Annotated in this window: 13 protein-coding genes; 7 read left to right on the plus strand and 6 right to left on the minus strand. The window is 65.6% G+C overall.

Going from position 1 to position 15,907, the window contains the following annotated elements; genetic code table 11:
* The first annotated feature begins 752 nt into the window (after nt 1-752).
* On the plus strand, nt 753-1,451 hold the full coding sequence (locus Q0J54_RS10650) for a TetR/AcrR family transcriptional regulator (protein ID WP_296305535.1): 699 nt from the start codon (nt 753-755) through the stop codon (nt 1,449-1,451).
* Between the two features lie 83 nt (nt 1,452-1,534).
* Nucleotides 1,535-5,974 (plus strand): acyl-CoA dehydratase activase-related protein, encoded by a 4,440-nt coding sequence (locus Q0J54_RS10655; RefSeq protein WP_296305537.1) that lies wholly within the window; start codon nt 1,535-1,537, stop codon nt 5,972-5,974.
* A gap of 130 nt (nt 5,975-6,104) precedes the next feature.
* Here the strand turns inward: Q0J54_RS10655 and Q0J54_RS10660 are convergent, their stop codons facing one another.
* From Q0J54_RS10660 to Q0J54_RS10680, 5 genes are all read right to left on the minus strand, one after another.
* Nucleotides 6,105-7,544, minus strand: coding sequence for a response regulator (locus Q0J54_RS10660; protein WP_296305539.1), 1,440 nt, complete (start codon nt 7,542-7,544; stop codon nt 6,105-6,107).
* 116 nt (nt 7,545-7,660) lie between these two features.
* Nucleotides 7,661-8,059 (minus strand): hypothetical protein, encoded by a 399-nt coding sequence (locus Q0J54_RS10665; protein ID WP_296305541.1) that lies wholly within the window; start codon nt 8,057-8,059, stop codon nt 7,661-7,663.
* A gap of 64 nt (nt 8,060-8,123) precedes the next feature.
* Nucleotides 8,124-8,741, minus strand: coding sequence for a bifunctional nuclease family protein (locus tag Q0J54_RS10670; protein ID WP_296305543.1), 618 nt, complete (start codon nt 8,739-8,741; stop codon nt 8,124-8,126).
* Complete coding sequence (miaB, locus tag Q0J54_RS10675; protein WP_296305545.1) at nt 8,738-10,084, minus strand: tRNA (N6-isopentenyl adenosine(37)-C2)-methylthiotransferase MiaB; 1,347 nt, start codon at nt 10,082-10,084, stop codon at nt 8,738-8,740. The genes Q0J54_RS10670 and miaB overlap by 4 nt, the downstream gene beginning before the upstream one ends.
* A gap of 6 nt (nt 10,085-10,090) precedes the next feature.
* On the minus strand, nt 10,091-10,474 hold the full coding sequence (locus Q0J54_RS10680; protein ID WP_296305547.1) for a hypothetical protein: 384 nt from the start codon (nt 10,472-10,474) through the stop codon (nt 10,091-10,093).
* Nucleotides 10,475-10,617: 143 nt separating this feature from the next.
* Between Q0J54_RS10680 and Q0J54_RS10685 the strand changes: the two genes are divergently transcribed.
* Entirely contained in the window at nt 10,618-11,178 is a 561-nt protein-coding gene (locus tag Q0J54_RS10685; protein ID WP_296305548.1) for a hypothetical protein, read from the plus strand.
* Between the two features lie 150 nt (nt 11,179-11,328).
* Here the strand turns inward: Q0J54_RS10685 and Q0J54_RS10690 are convergent, their stop codons facing one another.
* Nucleotides 11,329-11,610, minus strand: a complete 282-nt coding sequence (locus tag Q0J54_RS10690; protein ID WP_296305550.1) for a DUF5334 family protein — start codon at nt 11,608-11,610, stop codon at nt 11,329-11,331.
* A gap of 57 nt (nt 11,611-11,667) precedes the next feature.
* Between Q0J54_RS10690 and moaA the strand changes: the two genes are divergently transcribed.
* The 4 genes from moaA (at nt 11,668) to Q0J54_RS10710 (ending at nt 15,406) form a co-directional block, all read left to right on the plus strand.
* Nucleotides 11,668-12,666, plus strand: a complete 999-nt coding sequence (gene moaA / locus Q0J54_RS10695) for a GTP 3',8-cyclase MoaA (RefSeq protein ID WP_296305552.1) — start codon at nt 11,668-11,670, stop codon at nt 12,664-12,666.
* A gap of 154 nt (nt 12,667-12,820) precedes the next feature.
* Entirely contained in the window at nt 12,821-13,432 is a 612-nt protein-coding gene (ruvA, locus tag Q0J54_RS10700) for a Holliday junction branch migration protein RuvA (protein ID WP_296305554.1), read from the plus strand.
* A gap of 94 nt (nt 13,433-13,526) precedes the next feature.
* Nucleotides 13,527-14,537 carry a Holliday junction branch migration DNA helicase RuvB gene (gene ruvB / locus Q0J54_RS10705; protein WP_296305556.1) on the plus strand — a complete coding sequence of 337 codons (1,011 nt, stop codon included), beginning with the start codon at nt 13,527-13,529 and terminating at the stop codon, nt 14,535-14,537.
* A gap of 179 nt (nt 14,538-14,716) precedes the next feature.
* Complete coding sequence (locus tag Q0J54_RS10710) at nt 14,717-15,406, plus strand: DUF6198 family protein (protein ID WP_296305557.1); 690 nt, start codon at nt 14,717-14,719, stop codon at nt 15,404-15,406.
* The last annotated feature ends 501 nt before the right edge of the window (nt 15,407-15,907 follow it).

Consider the following 15,907-nt stretch of genomic DNA (forward strand, 5'->3'; position numbering starts at 1 on the left):
GCCCATACATTCCTTTCGGCAATCCATATTGCTGCCATTGTCATTTTTTACCTTTAATGAGTCCTGACCCTAGGGGGAAAATCGTTGCCTTCACCCATTGCGCAACGTGGCGTCCTCCGTTTCCGTGGGTTTTCCGTCATCCTTTTTGAAGTCGTAAGCGCGTCATGGCGCGGAGGAGATCGCCGCCCCGCAGGGGCGGAAGCTCCGACGCCGCCCGGACGCTCGTCCCGTGCGTGCACGGGACAGCGGAAGGGCGAAGGCCCTATGACGCGCGGCAGGGAGGGGGGACGGGATAGATCTGGCGTGACACGCTCCTTGTAAGGGAAGGCTGCCAGAAGGCGGGGTTGGGGGTTGTAGGGGGTAAGGGGCCGCCCAGGCCCCTTATCCCCTGCCGCCCGCCGCGCAGGCGACCCGGCCGGGACGCCGGGCCGAAGCCGCCATCCCGCGACCCAATCAAAAAAGAAGAGCAGCACCGCCCGCCGCTGACCCCCTCTGGGGGGCCGGCGGTCAGGGGACGCCTTGCCGGGCGGCTCCTCCCTGTCATCCTCCCCGGCAAGAGTTTTTGAAGGGGAAAGGGGGGACGTTTTGCAAAAAGTCCCCCCTTTCCCCGCAACACCGCGTCATCACACTTTGTAACAAAATGAAATATTCGCCGCGTTGAAATTTAAATTTGAATTAGATAATCTTGCGCGTGCGCCGTTGTGATGGCGAGAGTCCTTCTCCGGTGTCTTCGGTCTGGAAGCGAGAACAACATGCCCAGCAAAAACACGATCATCCCGGCGGGCGAGACAGGCCCGGCCGTACGTTCAGGACGGGTGGACGGCGAGCAGACGCGTGCCCGCATCATCGAGACCGCCGGCCGACTCATGGCGGAAAACGGTTTTGCGCAGACCACCTCAAAGCGGATCTGCGAGACGGCCAACATCAACATGGCGGCCATCAATTATCATTTTGGCAGTCGTGAGGGCTTGTACCTGGCCGTTCTGGAAGACATGCACAACCGCATCATCGACAGGGAGTTCCTGGATAATCTGGCGGGGGAGGCCATCCCCGCGCGGGAGAAGATGCAGCGCATCGTGGGGGCGCTCATGGCCGGGCTGGCGGCGCCGCAGCAATGGCATATGCGCGCCTGGGCCCGGGAGATCGTGGCGCCCACGGTGTATTTCCAGGAGGTCATGCGCCGGGTTGTCGCGGCCAAATTCCGGATCATCAAGGGCATCATCAGCGACATGACCGGCATACCGCAGGACGCGCCGGAGCTGGAGTGCTGTCTGGTGAGCGCGCTGGGCCCCTTCGTGCTTCTGCTGGTGGCGGACAGGCGCTTTTCGTCGGCGCTGGTGCCGCTGCTGTGTCAGGCCCCGCGGGTACAGAACCACATGGGCGACATGGCCATGACCGTACTGGATGCGGCGGCGCGGAGCTGGCGGCAGCGGCAGGGCTGCGCCTGCTGAGCGACGCCGCGCCAAAGATATTTTGTTGAGACGCACACCCGCACAGGGTGAAAAGGCCGCCACGGCGGCAAGGATTGGCGGACATGGACGATTCCGTGCTCTATCTGGGACTGGATGCCGGTTCCACCACGGTCAAGCTGGCTCTGGTGGATGAGGCGGGCGATTTGCTGGAAGCGCGCTACCAGCGGCATGGCGCGGCGGTACGCGCGACCCTTTGCACCCTGCTGGACGAGCTGGCGGCCAAATACCCCGGGCTGCGGGTGCGGGCCGCCATCACCGGCTCGGCCGCGCTGAAGCTGGCGCAGGCGCTGGAGCTGCCTTTCGTGCAGGAGGTGCTGGCCACCTCGCGGGCCATCTCGGTGCTGGCGCCGCAAACGGACGTGGCGGTGGAGCTGGGCGGCGAGGATGCCAAGATCCTGTATTTTTCCGATGGGTCGGACAATCTGCGCATGAACGAGGCCTGCGCGGGCGGCACCGGGGCTTTCATCGATCAGATGGCCGTGCTGCTGCATACGGATGCGCCGGGCCTCAACGAACTTGCGTTGAAGCATACGACCATCTATCCCATAGCCTCCCGCTGCGGGGTGTTCGCCAAGACCGACGTGGTGCCGCTGCTCAACGAGGGGGCGGCCCGCGAGGATCTGGCGGCGTCCATCTTCCAGGCCGTGGTGGAACAGACCATCGGCGGGCTGGCCTGCGGGCATCCCATACGGGGCAGGGTGGCCTTTTTGGGCGGGCCGCTGCACTTTCTTTCCGCCTTGCGGCAACGCTTCATCGAGACGCTCCAGCTGAAGCCGGAAGAGGTCATGGACGTGCCGGATGCCCAGTACATCGTGGCGCGGGGCACGGCTCTGAGCCTTATGGCGTTGCCGGGGCAGCCGCGACCCGTGCAGTCCGCGCCGCTGCGGGTGGAGGAACTGGCCGAACGCGCCCGCACCCGGGCGCTGGACGGCGAACGCACGGCCACGCTCGCGCCACTTTTTGAAGATGAGGAGGAGTACGCGGCCTTCCGGCAGCGCCACGCGGCGGGCGCGGTGAGCCGTCGTCAGCTGGAGGATGCGCGCGGCCCGCTCTATCTGGGGGTCGATCTGGGCTCCACCACGGTCAAGGCCGTTCTGACCGACCGGGAGGGCTCGGTCATCACCACCTGGTACCGTCGCAATCAGGGCGATCCGCTGGCCGAGCTTTTGCCGTATGTGGCCGATCTGGCGGATTCCCTGCCCGAGGGCGCCTGGATCGAGGACAGCGCCTGCACCGGCTACGGCGCGGCCTTCGCCCAGGCGGCGCTGGGGTCCTCGCTCACCGAGGTGGAGACCGTGGCGCATCTCAAGGCCGCCTGCCGGCTGGAGCCGCAGACGACCTACGTCATCGACATCGGCGGGCAGGACATGAAGTGCCTCAAGGCCAGAGACGGCTGCATTGCGGGCGTGACCCTCAACGAGGCCTGCTCGGCCGGCTGCGGGGCCTTTCTGGAGACCTTTGCCCAGAGTCTCAACCTGAGCATGGAGGACTTCGTGCGGGCGGCGCTCTTTGCCCGGCATCCCGTTGATCTGGGATCGCGCTGCACGGTCTTTATGAACTCCAAGGTCAAGCAGGCCCAGAAGGAGGGCGCGGACATCGGGGATATCGCCGCCGGGCTGTGTTATTCCGTGGTACGCAATGCCTTGTACAAGGTGCTGCGGCTGCGCAGTCCCGACGAGCTGGGCGACAGGGTGCTGGTGCAGGGCGGTTCCTTTATGAACGACGCCCTGCTGCGGGTCATGGAGCGTCTGTTGCAGCGGGAGGTCTTCCGTCCCGACATCGCCGGGCTCATGGGCGCTTATGGCGCGGCCCTGCTGGCGGCCCGCCGTCCGGTGGAAGAGGGCGGCCGTCACCCGCTGGAATCCGCAACGCTGCGGGCCCTGCGCATCGAGACGAAGCATCTGCGCTGCAAGGGCTGCGGCAACCACTGCCGCCTGACCCTGAACCGTTTTTCCAACGGGCGGCGCTTTGTGGCCGGCAACCGCTGTGAACGCGGCGCGAGCCAGCTTGGCGCGGCGCACGAGGACGCGCGGCCCATGCCCAATATCTACGCCTGGAAGAACCGGCGGCTTTTCGACTACACGCCGCTGCCCGAGGCGGACGCGCCGCGCGGCATCATCGGCATCCCGCGGGTGCTCAACATTTTCGAGCATTATCCGTTCTGGTTCACCTTTTTCACCAGGCTGGGCTTCCGGGTCATCCTGTCGCCGGAATCGGGCAAGGAGGTCTTCGATCTTGGGTTGTCCTCCATGCCGTCGCAGACGGTCTGCTATCCGGCCAAGCTGGCGCACGGCCATGTGACGGCCCTGCTGCAGCAGGGGGTCAGGCGCATCTTCTTCCCCTGCCTGCCGCGCGAGCGGGGCGACGCCATCACCAAGGCCAACGGCTACAACTGTCCGGTGGTCTCCGGCTATCCCGAGGTCATCCGCCTCAATATCGATGAGGCGCGGCAGCAGGACGTTCATCTGCACACGCCCTTTGTCTCCCTGCAGAGCCTGGATGCGCTGGTGGAACGCATGCATGAAGAATTCGGCCTGCCCAAGGGAGAATTGCGCGAGGCCGGGCGCGCCGCCCAGCAGGAATTCGAGAAGTACCGCGCCGAGCTGCGTGCCGAGGGCGAGCGGGTGCTGGAACTGGTGCGGCGGTCCAACGGGCTGGGCATCGTGCTGTGCGGGCGGCCTTACCATGTGGATCCGGCCGTGCACCACGGCTTGCCGGACTACATCGCCTCCCTCGGGGCGGCGGTGCTCAGCGAGGACAGCGTGGCCCATCTGGGACGGCTGGACGACAATCTGCGGGTGCTTGACCAGTGGAGCTATCATTCCCGGCTGTACCGGGCGAGCATGCTGGTTTGCGATACGCCGGAGCTGGAAAGCGTGCAGCTGACCTCCTTCGGCTGCGGGCTGGACGCCATCACCAGCGATCAGGTGGCCGAGCTGCTCCAGCGGGCCGGCAAGCTGCATACGCTCATCAAGATCGACGAGGGGTCGTCGCTGGGGGCCGCGCGCATCCGCATCCGGTCGCTGCTGGCGGCGGTGCGCGAGCGGCGGGAGGCGGCCGTGCGTCGTACGGAAAGGGCGAAGCCCGCGCCGCGGCCGGTCTTTACCAAGGCCATGCGCGAGACGCACACCATCCTTGCGCCGCAGATGGCCCCTCTGCATTTCGATATCCTCAAGAGCGCCATCAATCATTCCGGCTATCATCTGGAAGTGCTGCCCTCGGTCAGCCCGCACGCCATCGAGCTGGGGCTGACCTATGTGCACAACGATGCCTGCTATCCGGCCATCGTGGTCATCGGACAATTGCTGGATGCGCTCAAGAACGGGCAGTGCGACCCGAACCGTACGGCGCTCATGCTGGCGCAGACCTGCGGGCCCTGCCGGGCCAGCAACTATCCGGCGCTGCTGCGAAAGGCCTTGCAGGAGGCCGGTTTCGGGCATGTGCCGGTGCTGACCATGACCAGCGGCGACGTCAACCGGCATCCCGGCTTCAGCATCTCGGCCAAGCTGTTCCACCGTATGATCCTGGGGTGTCTGTACGGCGACATGCTCCAGCGCGTCAGCATGTCCTGCCGCAGCAACGAGCTGCACGAGGGCGAGACCGACGAGCTGCTGGACAGGTGGCTGCGGCGGGCCCGGTCCAGCTCGGTCTGGGGGGACAGCACGGTCTTCCGGGAGCATATGCACGAGATCGTGCGGGACTTCTCCCGTATCCGGCTGGATGGCGTGCCGCGGCCCAAGGTGGGCATTGTGGGCGAGATCCTGCTCAAGTATCACCCCGACGCCAACAATCAGGTGGCGCAGCATATCCGCGAGGAAGGCGGCGAGCCCGTGCTGACGGATCTGATGGATTTCTTCCTCTACTGCTCCATGGACCCGGTCTATTCGTGGCAGCGCCTCGGGGGCCGCATCCTGCCCGCCCTGACGAGCTGGCTCTTCATCCAGCGCGTGGAGCATCTGCGCAAGGCCATGAGGCAGGCGCTCAAGGGCAGCCGCTTTCTGCCGGCCGCACGCATCAGCGATCTGGCGGGCAGCGTGCGAGGGATCATCTCGCGCGGCAACCAGGCGGGCGAAGGCTGGCTTCTGACGGCGGAAATGCTGGAGTTCATCGATCACGGCGTCAATAACGTACTTTGTCTCCAGCCCTTCGGCTGCCTGCCCAACCACATCACGGGCAAGGGCGTTATGAAGGAGCTCAAGCGCCTGCGGCCCCACGCCAACCTCATGGCGGTGGACTATGACCCCGGCAGCAGCGAGGCCAATCAGCTCAACCGCATCAAATTGTTCATGTCCGTGGCGCACACGGGGCTCGAGCAGCGGGCGCAGGCGGGGTCCGGCCCGGAAACGCCGCCGGCGTCCCAGGCCGATGGCGAGAGCGCGTCGGCGAATCCGCCGCGCGAAGCCGGGGCGGCCTCGTCGCTGCGTCGTGTGGACGGCCTTGCCTGCCGGGCCTGCGGGCTTGGCGGCGATCTGCGGGAGTCGGAACAGGGCGCCCAGAGCTGAGGCGGCCGCCAACGGCATGCCGGCCGCTGGCCGGGGCAAGCCCCCTTCCTGCCGTCTGCCACGACATGCCGCAGGGAGGGGGCTTTGCGTCTGGCGGAGGGTCGGGCTGGCGCGGGGCCGGGGAGGCGGCTTACTTCTTCCGGCCGGCTTTGTTCCGCCGGGCCAGTTTCCAGGTGCACTTGATGACGGAGCAGAGTTCGTTGACGCCGGGCAGGCGCTGAAAGAGGGTGCTGCTGGCATCTTCCTCCGAGAAGGGGGCAAGGAAGGCCGGGGCGGGCGCGGGCGGCAGCGAGGGCAGCGCCTGTCCGCCAGGCGACGCCATGCCGGATGGCGAGGCTGTCTGCCGGGCGGAGGCCTCCGGCGAGCCCCTGCGGGCTGGGCCGTCCTCGGAAGCCTCAAAGGGGGCCGCCACGGGCTGCTCGGGAGGCGGACCGTCCGTCCCGGCGGCCGCGGCGTCATTCTCGCGCGCGCGGGCGCGCATCTCGCGGGCGATGAGCCGCTGGCGTTCCTGAGCGTTCTGCTTTTGGCGTTCCGCCTGCTGTTTTTGCAGATCCTCCATGCGGCAGCGGATGGCCGTGCTCAGATCGGCGGCCTGCTGTCCCAGTTCGCCGTCCAGATGCTGCCGGAGCTGGTCGAACATGGCCTGGGGCTGCCCGGAGGCCATACATATCTGGGCAAGGCGCGTCCCGACGAGCTGCGGCGGCGTCAGATCGATGCCGGCCGCCAGCGCCCGGGCCGCGTCCGCATAGCGGTTTTCCCGCATGAGGCGCTGGGCGGCGGTGAGAAAGGGGCTCCGGGCCTGCGGATCTTCGCGCAGCAGGCGCACGAAGACCGTACGCGCATTGTGCCAGCGTTTGGCCAGCGCAAAGGTGAGGGATGCCTGTTCCAGGCAGCGGCGGCAGCGCACGAGATCGCCCTTGCCGCGCCAGGCCACGGCCATGCCGAGGAGGGCCTCGCCGCGGATCTGCGCCCCCTGGAGGCTGCGCTGAAAGGCGCTGAGCGCCGCGTTCCAGCGTTTTTCCTCAAGACAGCGCATGCCGACGTAAAAATAGTCGTCCGGCGTGCGTACCGGCTTGAGCAGGACGCCATAGGTGGCGAGCGCATCGTCGAAGGCCTGCTGACCGGCGTTTTCCCGGCCTTTGTCGAGCTGGGCCATGCGCTGGTCGTAGGCCATGAGCGCCTGCAGGTTCTTTCGCAGGGCATCCACGGAAAAGGGGCGGCCCATGAGGGCGCTGGCGCCGCAGCCCAGGGCGCGCAGCTGGGCTTCCTCATCGTCGTTGGGCAAAAGCAGCAGGATGGGCGTGCCCAACAGGCGCGGATGCAGGCGCAGCAGGGCGCAGAACTGTTCGCCGTCGATATCGTCCAGCTTGTGCTGGCAAACGACGATATCGGGAGTGAGGGGCGGCTTGTCGGGTTCGAGGCCGGCCATGATGCGCGCGGCGTCAAGGCCGGAGGTCATGGTACGGATGCTGGACACACCCGCATCACGCAGGGCGCGCTTGTCCACCGCGGCAGCCTGTTCGCTCTTGCACAACAGGAGGACGGAAGGCTGTCTGGTCGGTACGCTCATGGATGCCTCATCACAGGAAAAAGGAGCGACGCAATGACGCTCCTTGTCAAGTATACGAGGGGACGGGGGAGACTGCAAGAGGGCGCGGCCGATGCGGCGGCGCGCCGGGACGAGGGCTAGCGGACGAAGGGGATGATGCGGGCCATGCGTCCGGCGGGGGCGTGCGCCACGGGCGGTCGCGGCAGGGCATGGCGCTGTCCGCAATAGGGGCAGCAGAGGGCGTAGTCCTCCTTTTCCAGTCGGATGAGCGCCCCCATCGTATCGTAGCATTGCGGGCAGAACGGTCCCTGCCGGACGCCGGGTGTGGTGAGCCAGTAGAAGCCGTTTTCCCGGCTGAGGTTTTTGGAAAGATAGAGGATGTCCTCAAACGTGCGGATCTGCACCTTGAGGCGTTCCATCTCGTCGCGCAGGGCGATACAGCGAGATTGCAGCTCCATGAGCAGGTGGCGGGCCTGCTCTGTCCTGCCGGCGGCGAAGAGATCGTTTATTTCCTTGAAGCGGCGATAATCCAGCATGAGTTTCCCATCCGTTAAGCTCCCTATCGGAGGGGAAAATCAAAGCTTTAGGCCGGGCCGGGGGCTACATCTTGCGGAGGGTGACAGGCTCGAGCACCCGCAGCAGCTCCCGGTAGCGGCGTTCCACATCGGGGTCGGCATGCGGCAGCGTGCGGCCGCGCAGCAGCAGGCCGTTCAGCGCATCGGCGTTGCGCCGGGCCTCGGCCTGGCGGGCCATGTCCGCGGCGGCGTCGGGTCGCTGGGGGGCGGCTGCCCGGTCAGGCGGGGAGGCATCGCCGGCCCGTGCGGCCTGTTCCCTGCCGGCCGCCAGCAGGGAAGCCTTGACGAAAATGGGGGCCTGCGCCCGCAGGGCAAGGGCCACGGCATCCGAGGGCCGGCAGTCCAGGCGGATGGCCTTGTCCTTCAGCCGGAGGTTGAGGGCGGCGTAGTAGACGTCGTCGCGCATGTCGCAGATTTCCACGCCGCCGAGACGCGCGCCCAATGCCTTGAGGCACATGAGCAACAGGTCATGGGTCAGGGGGCGGGGGAGCTGTTCGCCGTTGAGCATGAGGGAGATGGAAAGAGCTTCCATGGCCCCCACGAGGATGGACAGCCTGGCCTCGCCGTCCACGTCGCGCAGATGCACGACGGGCGTCCGGCTGCCGGCATCCAGCCCCAGACCGGTCACGCGCATCTCTATCATGGACGGTCCTCGCTGACGGCCCCCACAAGACTGTGCCGGTGGGCGTGCTCGATGCGGACGCGCACCATTCGGCCGAGATGGTCGCCCGCTGGCAACGTCACATGCACGGGCGCGCCGTAGGCATCGCGGCCCTGCCAGCTTTCGCCGTCGCCGGCGGAGGCGTCGCGCGGGCTGCGGCCTTCCAGCAGCACGTCGGCTTCCTGCCCGACGCGTCCCGCCAGCCAGCGGCTGCCGAGCTCGTCCTGGAGGGCCTGAAGGCGCAGGAGGCGGTCCTGTTGCACGTCCGGGGCGATCTTGTCCAGAAAACGACTGGCGCGCGTGCCGGGACGGTCGGAATAGCAGAAGGAGAAGCTTGCCATGAAGTCACAGGCCCGCATCAGATCCAGCGTGGCCTGGAAATCTTCCTCGCTCTCGCCGGGAAAGCCGACGATGAGATCCGTGGAAAGGGCGATGTCGGGGCGGGCGCGGCGCAGTGCCTCCACCAGCCGGAGGAAGCGGTCGGCATCATACTTGCGGCCCATGCGGGCGAGCACCCTGTCCGAACCGGCCTGGAGAGGCAGATGCAGCCGGGGGCAGAGGTGGGCCAGCTCGCCGAAGGCCGCCACATCCCGCGGGCCCATGTCCTTGGGATGCGGCGTCACATAGTGCAGGCGGGCCAGGTCGGGCAGGGCGTCCACCTTGTCCAGCAGGGCGCGGAAGCTCGTGCCGTCGCCGCTTCTGTCCTGTCCGAAGGCGTTGACGTTCTGTCCCAGCAGGGTGATGTCGCTTGCGCCGGAGGCCAGCAGGGCGCGGCAGTCCTCAAGGATGGCGGCCGTGGCGCGGGATTTCTGTCGCCCCCGGGTATAGGGAACGATGCAGTAGGCGCAGAAGTTGTCGCAGCCCTGCATGATGTTGACGTGCCCCGCCGCCGCTCGCGGCAGCGGAGCGCCCGGCTCGCGTTCTTCATACTGGCTGGTGAAGTCCAGCAGGGAGAGCCGCAGGGCGGGATCGTCCAGCAGGCGTTCGATGGCGGCGGGCGCGCCGCTGATGCCGTCGCTGCCGGCCACGAGGCGTACCTGACGCTGCCGGAACAGGGCGTCGCCGAGCTGCTGCGCCACGCAGCCCGTCACGCCCACGAGCACTCGCGGCGAGCCGCCGGTGGCCTGCCGGATGCGGCCGAGCGTGCTCATAACCTTGAGTTCCGGCTTTTCCCGCACGGAACAGGTGTTGACCATCACTACCTGGGCCTCTTCCAGCGGGGCGGCGGCAAAGCCGCGTGCCTCCAGCGCGCGCCCCAGCCACTGGGAGTCGTGCACGTTCATCTGACAGCCGAAGGTGATGATGTGGTAGGTGCGTTCTTTCATGCCCGCTTACTGCTCCAGCCCGGAAGAGCGGTTGCCGCCGAAAAAGCCCGGCCCTTCGCCTTCCTCCATCTCAAGGTAGGAGATGCGCTCCTCCAGCCATTCCAGCAGCACGCGCGCCGTATCGTAGTTCAGCAGCACGCGGGAGTGGATCTGGCGGGTGATGCGCTGCACTTCCATATCCGCATCGGAGAGCATCTCCGGCCCTACGGAACCGTCCGGCGCCACAAGACATTCGGTGGTCTCGGGCAGGGCGTTGCTCTCGTGATAGAAATTCAGCTCCAGTTCCCCCTGATGATTGATGCCGCCCCAGACGCCATGCGCGGTCTGCAGACGCGCTTCAGGATTCATCTTGTAGATATAGCGGATTTTTTCAGGATGATCGTTGCTCATGGGTTCTCCTTGGCTGGTGGAACGGATAAATGGTAAAGAAGAGCTCACGCGAAGTAAAGCCGCGGCCGCGCTTTTCCCTTGACGCTGGGCCGGCGGTGAATACAATATTCGGAAAAAAGCACCGCCAACCCCAAGGAGCCGTCGTGAGCGAAGCCGTCATCAAGGAACACAGCATTACCCCGTATTTCGATATGGAAGGGTTTATGACCCTCAGTCAGGAGACCCGGCTCGGCGGCGCCGTGCTGGAGCGCCTTGTGAAGCTCTGGGGCGAATGGATGCAGGAGCTGCGGGTGGTGGAAGTGACGACCGGCAAGATCTCCTATCTGGTGGTCTGGCTGCCGGAGAGCATCGAGCAGGCCGTGGACGCCACCTGGGAAAAGTCGCCTTCCGAAGGCTGGCAGGACAACAATCTGGCCCAGTTCCTCTGCATGGCCGCCGTACAGCAGCTCCTGCCGCAGGTGGAGGACGCCGGCTGTGCGCCCGCGCCGCGCCCCACGGAAGCCCTGCGCGAGGCCCTGGCCGGGCTGGGGCTGGAATACAAGGAAGGCCAGCCCACCCTCAATCGCCGGTTCGCGCTGGTGACGCATTATCCCTTCAAGGGGGGCTGCGAGATCTGCCACCTGCAGGACAATTGTCCCAAGGGACAGGGACAGGCCGAAAGCATGAGCGTGGTGCTGCCGGGACACGAGCCGGGCAAGAACTGACCGGGAACGAAAGCCGCCCCGTCCGTCTGGCGGCCGCGCCGGCATATGCCCCGATCTGGCGGGACCTGCCGGGACCGTAGCGGAAGAGAGCGGGGACCTGCCGCCGGCCCGTCCGACAGCCTGCCGGCATCCGGCAGGGGAGCGGGCGGATCAGCGTCCTTCCATGACGAGGGTGCGCGTCCCCCCTTCCGGGGTACGGACCACCACCTCGACGGTGCGGCTGTTGCGGGTGACGGACTTGACGAGGCAGGTGGTCGTCTGGTCGGTGGTATAGTCGCGGACGTCCACGTTCTCGCCTTCAACAGGCAGGGCGTCGGGAATGATCTCCACCAGTTCCGTCGAATCGGCATCGAAGCCGTCCCAGGCCGCCGCCGGCTGGGCGGCCAACAAGCAATACATGGGCACGATGGCCCCGATGAGCAGGTGTTTCATGGCCGCTTCTGTAAATCGAAAATGCCGTCTTGGCAACCGCCGGCAGGGAGGCGCGGCATGAGCGGCCTTGCCGACGGGCGCGGGCGAGTGGTGCGCTATCTGCGCCTTTCCGTCACGGATCGCTGCAATTTCCGCTGTCTGTACTGCCACAGCAATGCCCGGCACAGCTTCATCCCGCATCCGCATATCCTGCGCTATGAGGAGATGGCGCGCATGGTGGACATCATGTACGGGCTTGGCGTACGCAAGGTACGTCTTACCGGCGGCGAACCCTTTGCCCGCAAGGGCTGCGGCGATTTCCTCGTCATGCTGCGGCGGAAGTTCCCGGACATGGACCTGCGGATCACCTCCAATGGGAGCCTGCTCGTGCAGCATCTCGACGCTCTGCGGGCCGCACGGGTCAGCGCCGTCAATCTCTCGCTGGACAGTTTCGACCGGCAGACCTTTGCCCGGGTGACCGGGCGGGATACGCTGCCCGTCGTGCTGGAGGCGCTGGATGCCCTGCTGGCGGCCGGCATCGGCGTCAAGATCAACGCCGTGGGCCTGCGGAGCATCAATGACGGGCAGATGGCGGACTTTGTCCACGCCGCGCGCACGCTGCCCATTGATGTGCGCTTCATCGAATTCATGCCCATGGGCGGGGATACGCTCTGGAGCGAGGACTATTTCTGGTCTGCCGAGGCCATGCTGGCCGCGGCCAGGGCCTGCACGGAGCTCATCCCCGCCGAGAGCGGAGCGGAGAGCGCCGGCCCGGCCCGCATGTTTTCCCTGCCGGGCGGCAAGGGGCGGCTGGGCTTCATCACGCCGCTGAGCAATCATTTCTGTCATGCCTGTAACCGCCTGCGGCTGACCAGTGACGGCCGTTTGCGAACCTGTCTGTTCGCCGACCGGGAATACGCGCTGCGCCCCGCCCTGCGCCATCCCCGCCTTGCCGATGCGTATCTGGCGCGCATGGTGCGGGCCGCCTGCCGCCACAAGCCGCTGGGTGCGGACATCCTGCGCGCGCGGCAGGGCGCTGCCGTGGCCCTCAAGAGCATGCAGGGCATCGGCGGGTAGGCGGCGGCACAATAAGACGGCGTTTTTTATGGGGGGAAGGGGAACCCCTCGCTCTCAAAAATAAGCGGGAGATTTGGCCGCGTTCATAAGGAAGCCGCATGGGCGCGTGTCCTTCCGGTAGCGGGCGGATGCCGCCGGAGTGAAGGAGAGGAATATGATCGCCTATCTGGAAGGGGTGCAGGCCGAGGTCTGGGGCAGCAGTTGCCTTGTGGTGACACGGGGGGGCGTGGGCTATGAGGTGGCCTTGCCGTCGCATACCCTGTCGGCCCTGCCGGGGCGCGGCGAAGCGCTGACGCTCTACACCTCGCTGGTGGTGCGCGAGGACGCGCAGGAGCTCTACGGCTTCGCCACCTTTGAGGAGCGGCAGACCTTCGAGGTGCTGCTCTCCATCTCCAAGGTGGGCGCGCGTACGGCGCTGGGCATCCTGTCCATCTTCCGGCCTGACGATCTGCGCCGCATCGTCCTCGAGGATGACGTGCAGGCCCTGACGCGGGTGTCCGGCATCGGCAAGAAGACGGCGGAGCATGTTTTTCTTGAGCTGAAATACAAGCTCAAGGTGGAGGACGCGCCGCAAGCGGCCGTGCTTTCCGGCGGCGTCCGGCCGGGTTCGGTCTTCCGGGACGTGCTGGACGGACTGGGTAATCTTGGCTATGGCGAAGAGGAATGCGCCGCGCTGGTCAGGGACATCCTGCATGCGGAGCCTGATCTTGACGTGTCCGGCGCGCTGCGGGCCGCGCTCAAGGCATTGGCGCGCGGACGCGCATAGTCCCGGGCGCTCCTTTCGGATTCCGTCAGCACCACGCGGCGTCGCGGCGTGGCAGCGGGCGCCATATGTCATACAGGGAGAGAAGCGTATCAGTATGCCGACGGCTCAGGATCTCTTTCATGTCCCCGGCGCGGCTGGCCCCGCGGAGGCCGGCGCGCTGGAGGAAAGCGTCCGTCCGCGTTCGCTGGCGGACTTCATCGGACAGGATGAATTGCGCGCCAACCTCCGCGTCTATCTGGACGCCGCCCGCGAACGGGGCAGGGCGCTGGACCACACCATCTTTTTCGGCAATCCCGGTCTTGGCAAAACGACGCTGGCCCAGATCATGGCCTCGGAGCTGGGGGTCAATCTTGTCTGCACCTCCGGGCCCGTGCTGGAGCGCAGCGGCGACCTGGCGGCCATCCTGACCAATCTTTCCCGCAACGACATCCTGTTCGTCGATGAGATCCACCGCATGCCCATCGCCGTGGAGGAAGTCCTCTATCCGGCAATGGAAGATTTCAAGCTGGACCTCGTCATCGGGCAGGGGCCCGCCGCCCGGACCGTCAAGATAGATCTGGAGCCCTTCACCCTGGTCGGGGCGACGACGCGGATGGGGCTCATCTCCTCGCCGCTGCGCGATCGTTTCGGCATCGTCGCCCGGCTGGAATACTATACGGCACAGGATCTTGCCCGCATCGTCACGCGCACGGCGCGCATCCTTGGCGTGGCCATCAGCCCCGACGGGGCGGAGGAGATCGGGCGGCGTTCGCGCGGCACGCCGCGCATCGCCAACCGCCTGTTGCGGCGGGTGCGGGATTTCGCGCTCGTCCACGGGCAGGAGAGCATTACCGGTCCCCAGGCCGCCGAGGCCATGCAGCGCATGGATGTGGACCCGCTGGGGCTCGACCAGATGGACAGGCGTCTGCTCGAAGTGATCATCCGGCACTATGACGGCGGACCGGTGGGCATCAAGACGCTGGCCGTCGCCTGTTCCGAAGAGGTGCGGACCATCGAGGACATCTACGAGCCCTACCTCATCCAGTGCGGTTTCCTCAAGCGCAGCCCGCGCGGTCGCATGGCCACGGCCAAGGCCTACCAACACCTCGGCCTGCTTATGAACTGATCCTCGTCGCCCGGCTTTTCCCCTGGCCGCGTCGTACGGCGAAGGGGCAACGGCGAAAGGGCGTGCTCATGCCTCCCCGGGCTGTCTGCCGCATCGCCGTGGGACAGCCTCCGGCGCAAGAAGATGAGCCTTTTTCCCCGCCGCTTGAAAATACCCTGTCATCGGCGTACGTTGAGGGGATGAAAACGAAAAAGGAAATCGCCAAACGCTACGGGGGCCTGTGCGTGGCCCTGTTTGTCTGCGCCTTGGGAGTGGCCCTGATCACCAATGCGCACCTGGGAACCTCGCCCATCACCAGTCTGCCGTACGCCCTGACCTTTATGCTGCCGCTCAGTCTGGGGGCCTTCACCTTCCTGAGCAACATCATCTTTCTGGTCATCCAGAAAATGCTGCTGGGCAAGCAGTTCGGCATTGTCCAGATGCTGCAACTGCCGGCGGTGCTGGTCTTCGGCATCTTCATCGACTTCTGGATGTGGGCGACCACTCCGCTCATAGCCGACAACTACATCTGGCAGGTGTTCATGTGCGTCGCCGGATCGGCCGTCCTGGGGCTGGGCGTCAGTCTGGAGATCGTCTGCAACGCCACCGTGCTGCCGGGCGAGGGCATGGTCATCGCCATCGCCTACAAGACGCGGAAGATGTTCGCCAATATCAAGATCCTTTTTGATATCTCGCTCGTCATCAGCGCCGCCGCACTGGCGCTGGCAGTGCTGGGAGAGATCGTGGGCCTGCGCGAAGGGACGGTGCTTTCCGCCTTTCTTGTGGGTCAGTTCGTCAGGCTTACCAGCGGCTGGACACGACGACTCAAGCCGCTTTTCTGGACGGCGCGGCAGCGAAAGCAGGCCAGCGCGCGCCGCATTCCCCGGTAAAAGAGGGAAAAAAGGTGGTTGGACGACGATGAGGCGTCAAAAAAAACTCCTTTTAACTTTTTGAAATAATGCAGAAAAGATGATTTTTTCAAAAAAGAGAAAAATTGCCTTGACCTTTGGCGCGAAAGGGTCCATAAACACTTTTCGCGCCGGACGGACGCCGCAAGGGCCGGACGGAGCGGGCTTTGACAATGGCACAGCGAGCGCCGTGGACGACGGGCGGACGAAAGGGTTCCGCAAGGATTTTTTCGGAGGTCGCAAAAAAGTTGTTGACAGCGAGAGTGGTTTTGACTAGGTTAACACCTCGCAACGACGACAACGCGTCGAGTGGATGAAAAAAATCGAAAAGTGGAAAAAAGTTGTTGACAGCGGGTTGAGCTTTGAGTAGTTTCACGCACCGCGCTGAGGAAAACGACTTTGCCGCTTCGATGAAAAAAGTTCACGAAAACGAAAAAAAAGTTGTTGACACGGTGCTGTGAAGTGAGATAAAATCACTGAGAG

The sequence above is a fragment of the uncultured Desulfovibrio sp. genome (genome assembly GCF_944324935.1).
Classification (GTDB): Bacteria; Desulfobacterota; Desulfovibrionia; order Desulfovibrionales; family Desulfovibrionaceae; genus Desulfovibrio.

What these genes read in the sequence shown, in the direction of transcription:
- Q0J54_RS10650 (WP_296305535.1), top strand. Translation starts at nt 753, where the DNA reads ATGCCCAGCAAAAACACGATCATCCCGGCGGGCGAGACAGGCCCGGCC.
- Q0J54_RS10655 (WP_296305537.1), top strand. Translation starts at nt 1,535, where the DNA reads ATGGACGATTCCGTGCTCTATCTGGGACTGGATGCCGGTTCCACCACG.
- Q0J54_RS10660 (WP_296305539.1), bottom strand. Translation starts at nt 7,544, where the DNA reads ATGAGCGTACCGACCAGACAGCCTTCCGTCCTCCTGTTGTGCAAGAGC.
- Q0J54_RS10665 (WP_296305541.1), bottom strand. Translation starts at nt 8,059, where the DNA reads ATGCTGGATTATCGCCGCTTCAAGGAAATAAACGATCTCTTCGCCGCC.
- Q0J54_RS10670 (WP_296305543.1), bottom strand. Translation starts at nt 8,741, where the DNA reads ATGATAGAGATGCGCGTGACCGGTCTGGGGCTGGATGCCGGCAGCCGG.
- miaB (WP_296305545.1), bottom strand. Translation starts at nt 10,084, where the DNA reads ATGAAAGAACGCACCTACCACATCATCACCTTCGGCTGTCAGATGAAC.
- Q0J54_RS10680 (WP_296305547.1), bottom strand. Translation starts at nt 10,474, where the DNA reads ATGAGCAACGATCATCCTGAAAAAATCCGCTATATCTACAAGATGAAT.
- Q0J54_RS10690 (WP_296305550.1), bottom strand. Translation starts at nt 11,610, where the DNA reads ATGAAACACCTGCTCATCGGGGCCATCGTGCCCATGTATTGCTTGTTG.
- moaA (WP_296305552.1), top strand. Translation starts at nt 11,668, where the DNA reads ATGAGCGGCCTTGCCGACGGGCGCGGGCGAGTGGTGCGCTATCTGCGC.
- ruvA (WP_296305554.1), top strand. Translation starts at nt 12,821, where the DNA reads ATGATCGCCTATCTGGAAGGGGTGCAGGCCGAGGTCTGGGGCAGCAGT.
- ruvB (WP_296305556.1), top strand. Translation starts at nt 13,527, where the DNA reads ATGCCGACGGCTCAGGATCTCTTTCATGTCCCCGGCGCGGCTGGCCCC.
- Q0J54_RS10710 (WP_296305557.1), top strand. Translation starts at nt 14,717, where the DNA reads ATGAAAACGAAAAAGGAAATCGCCAAACGCTACGGGGGCCTGTGCGTG.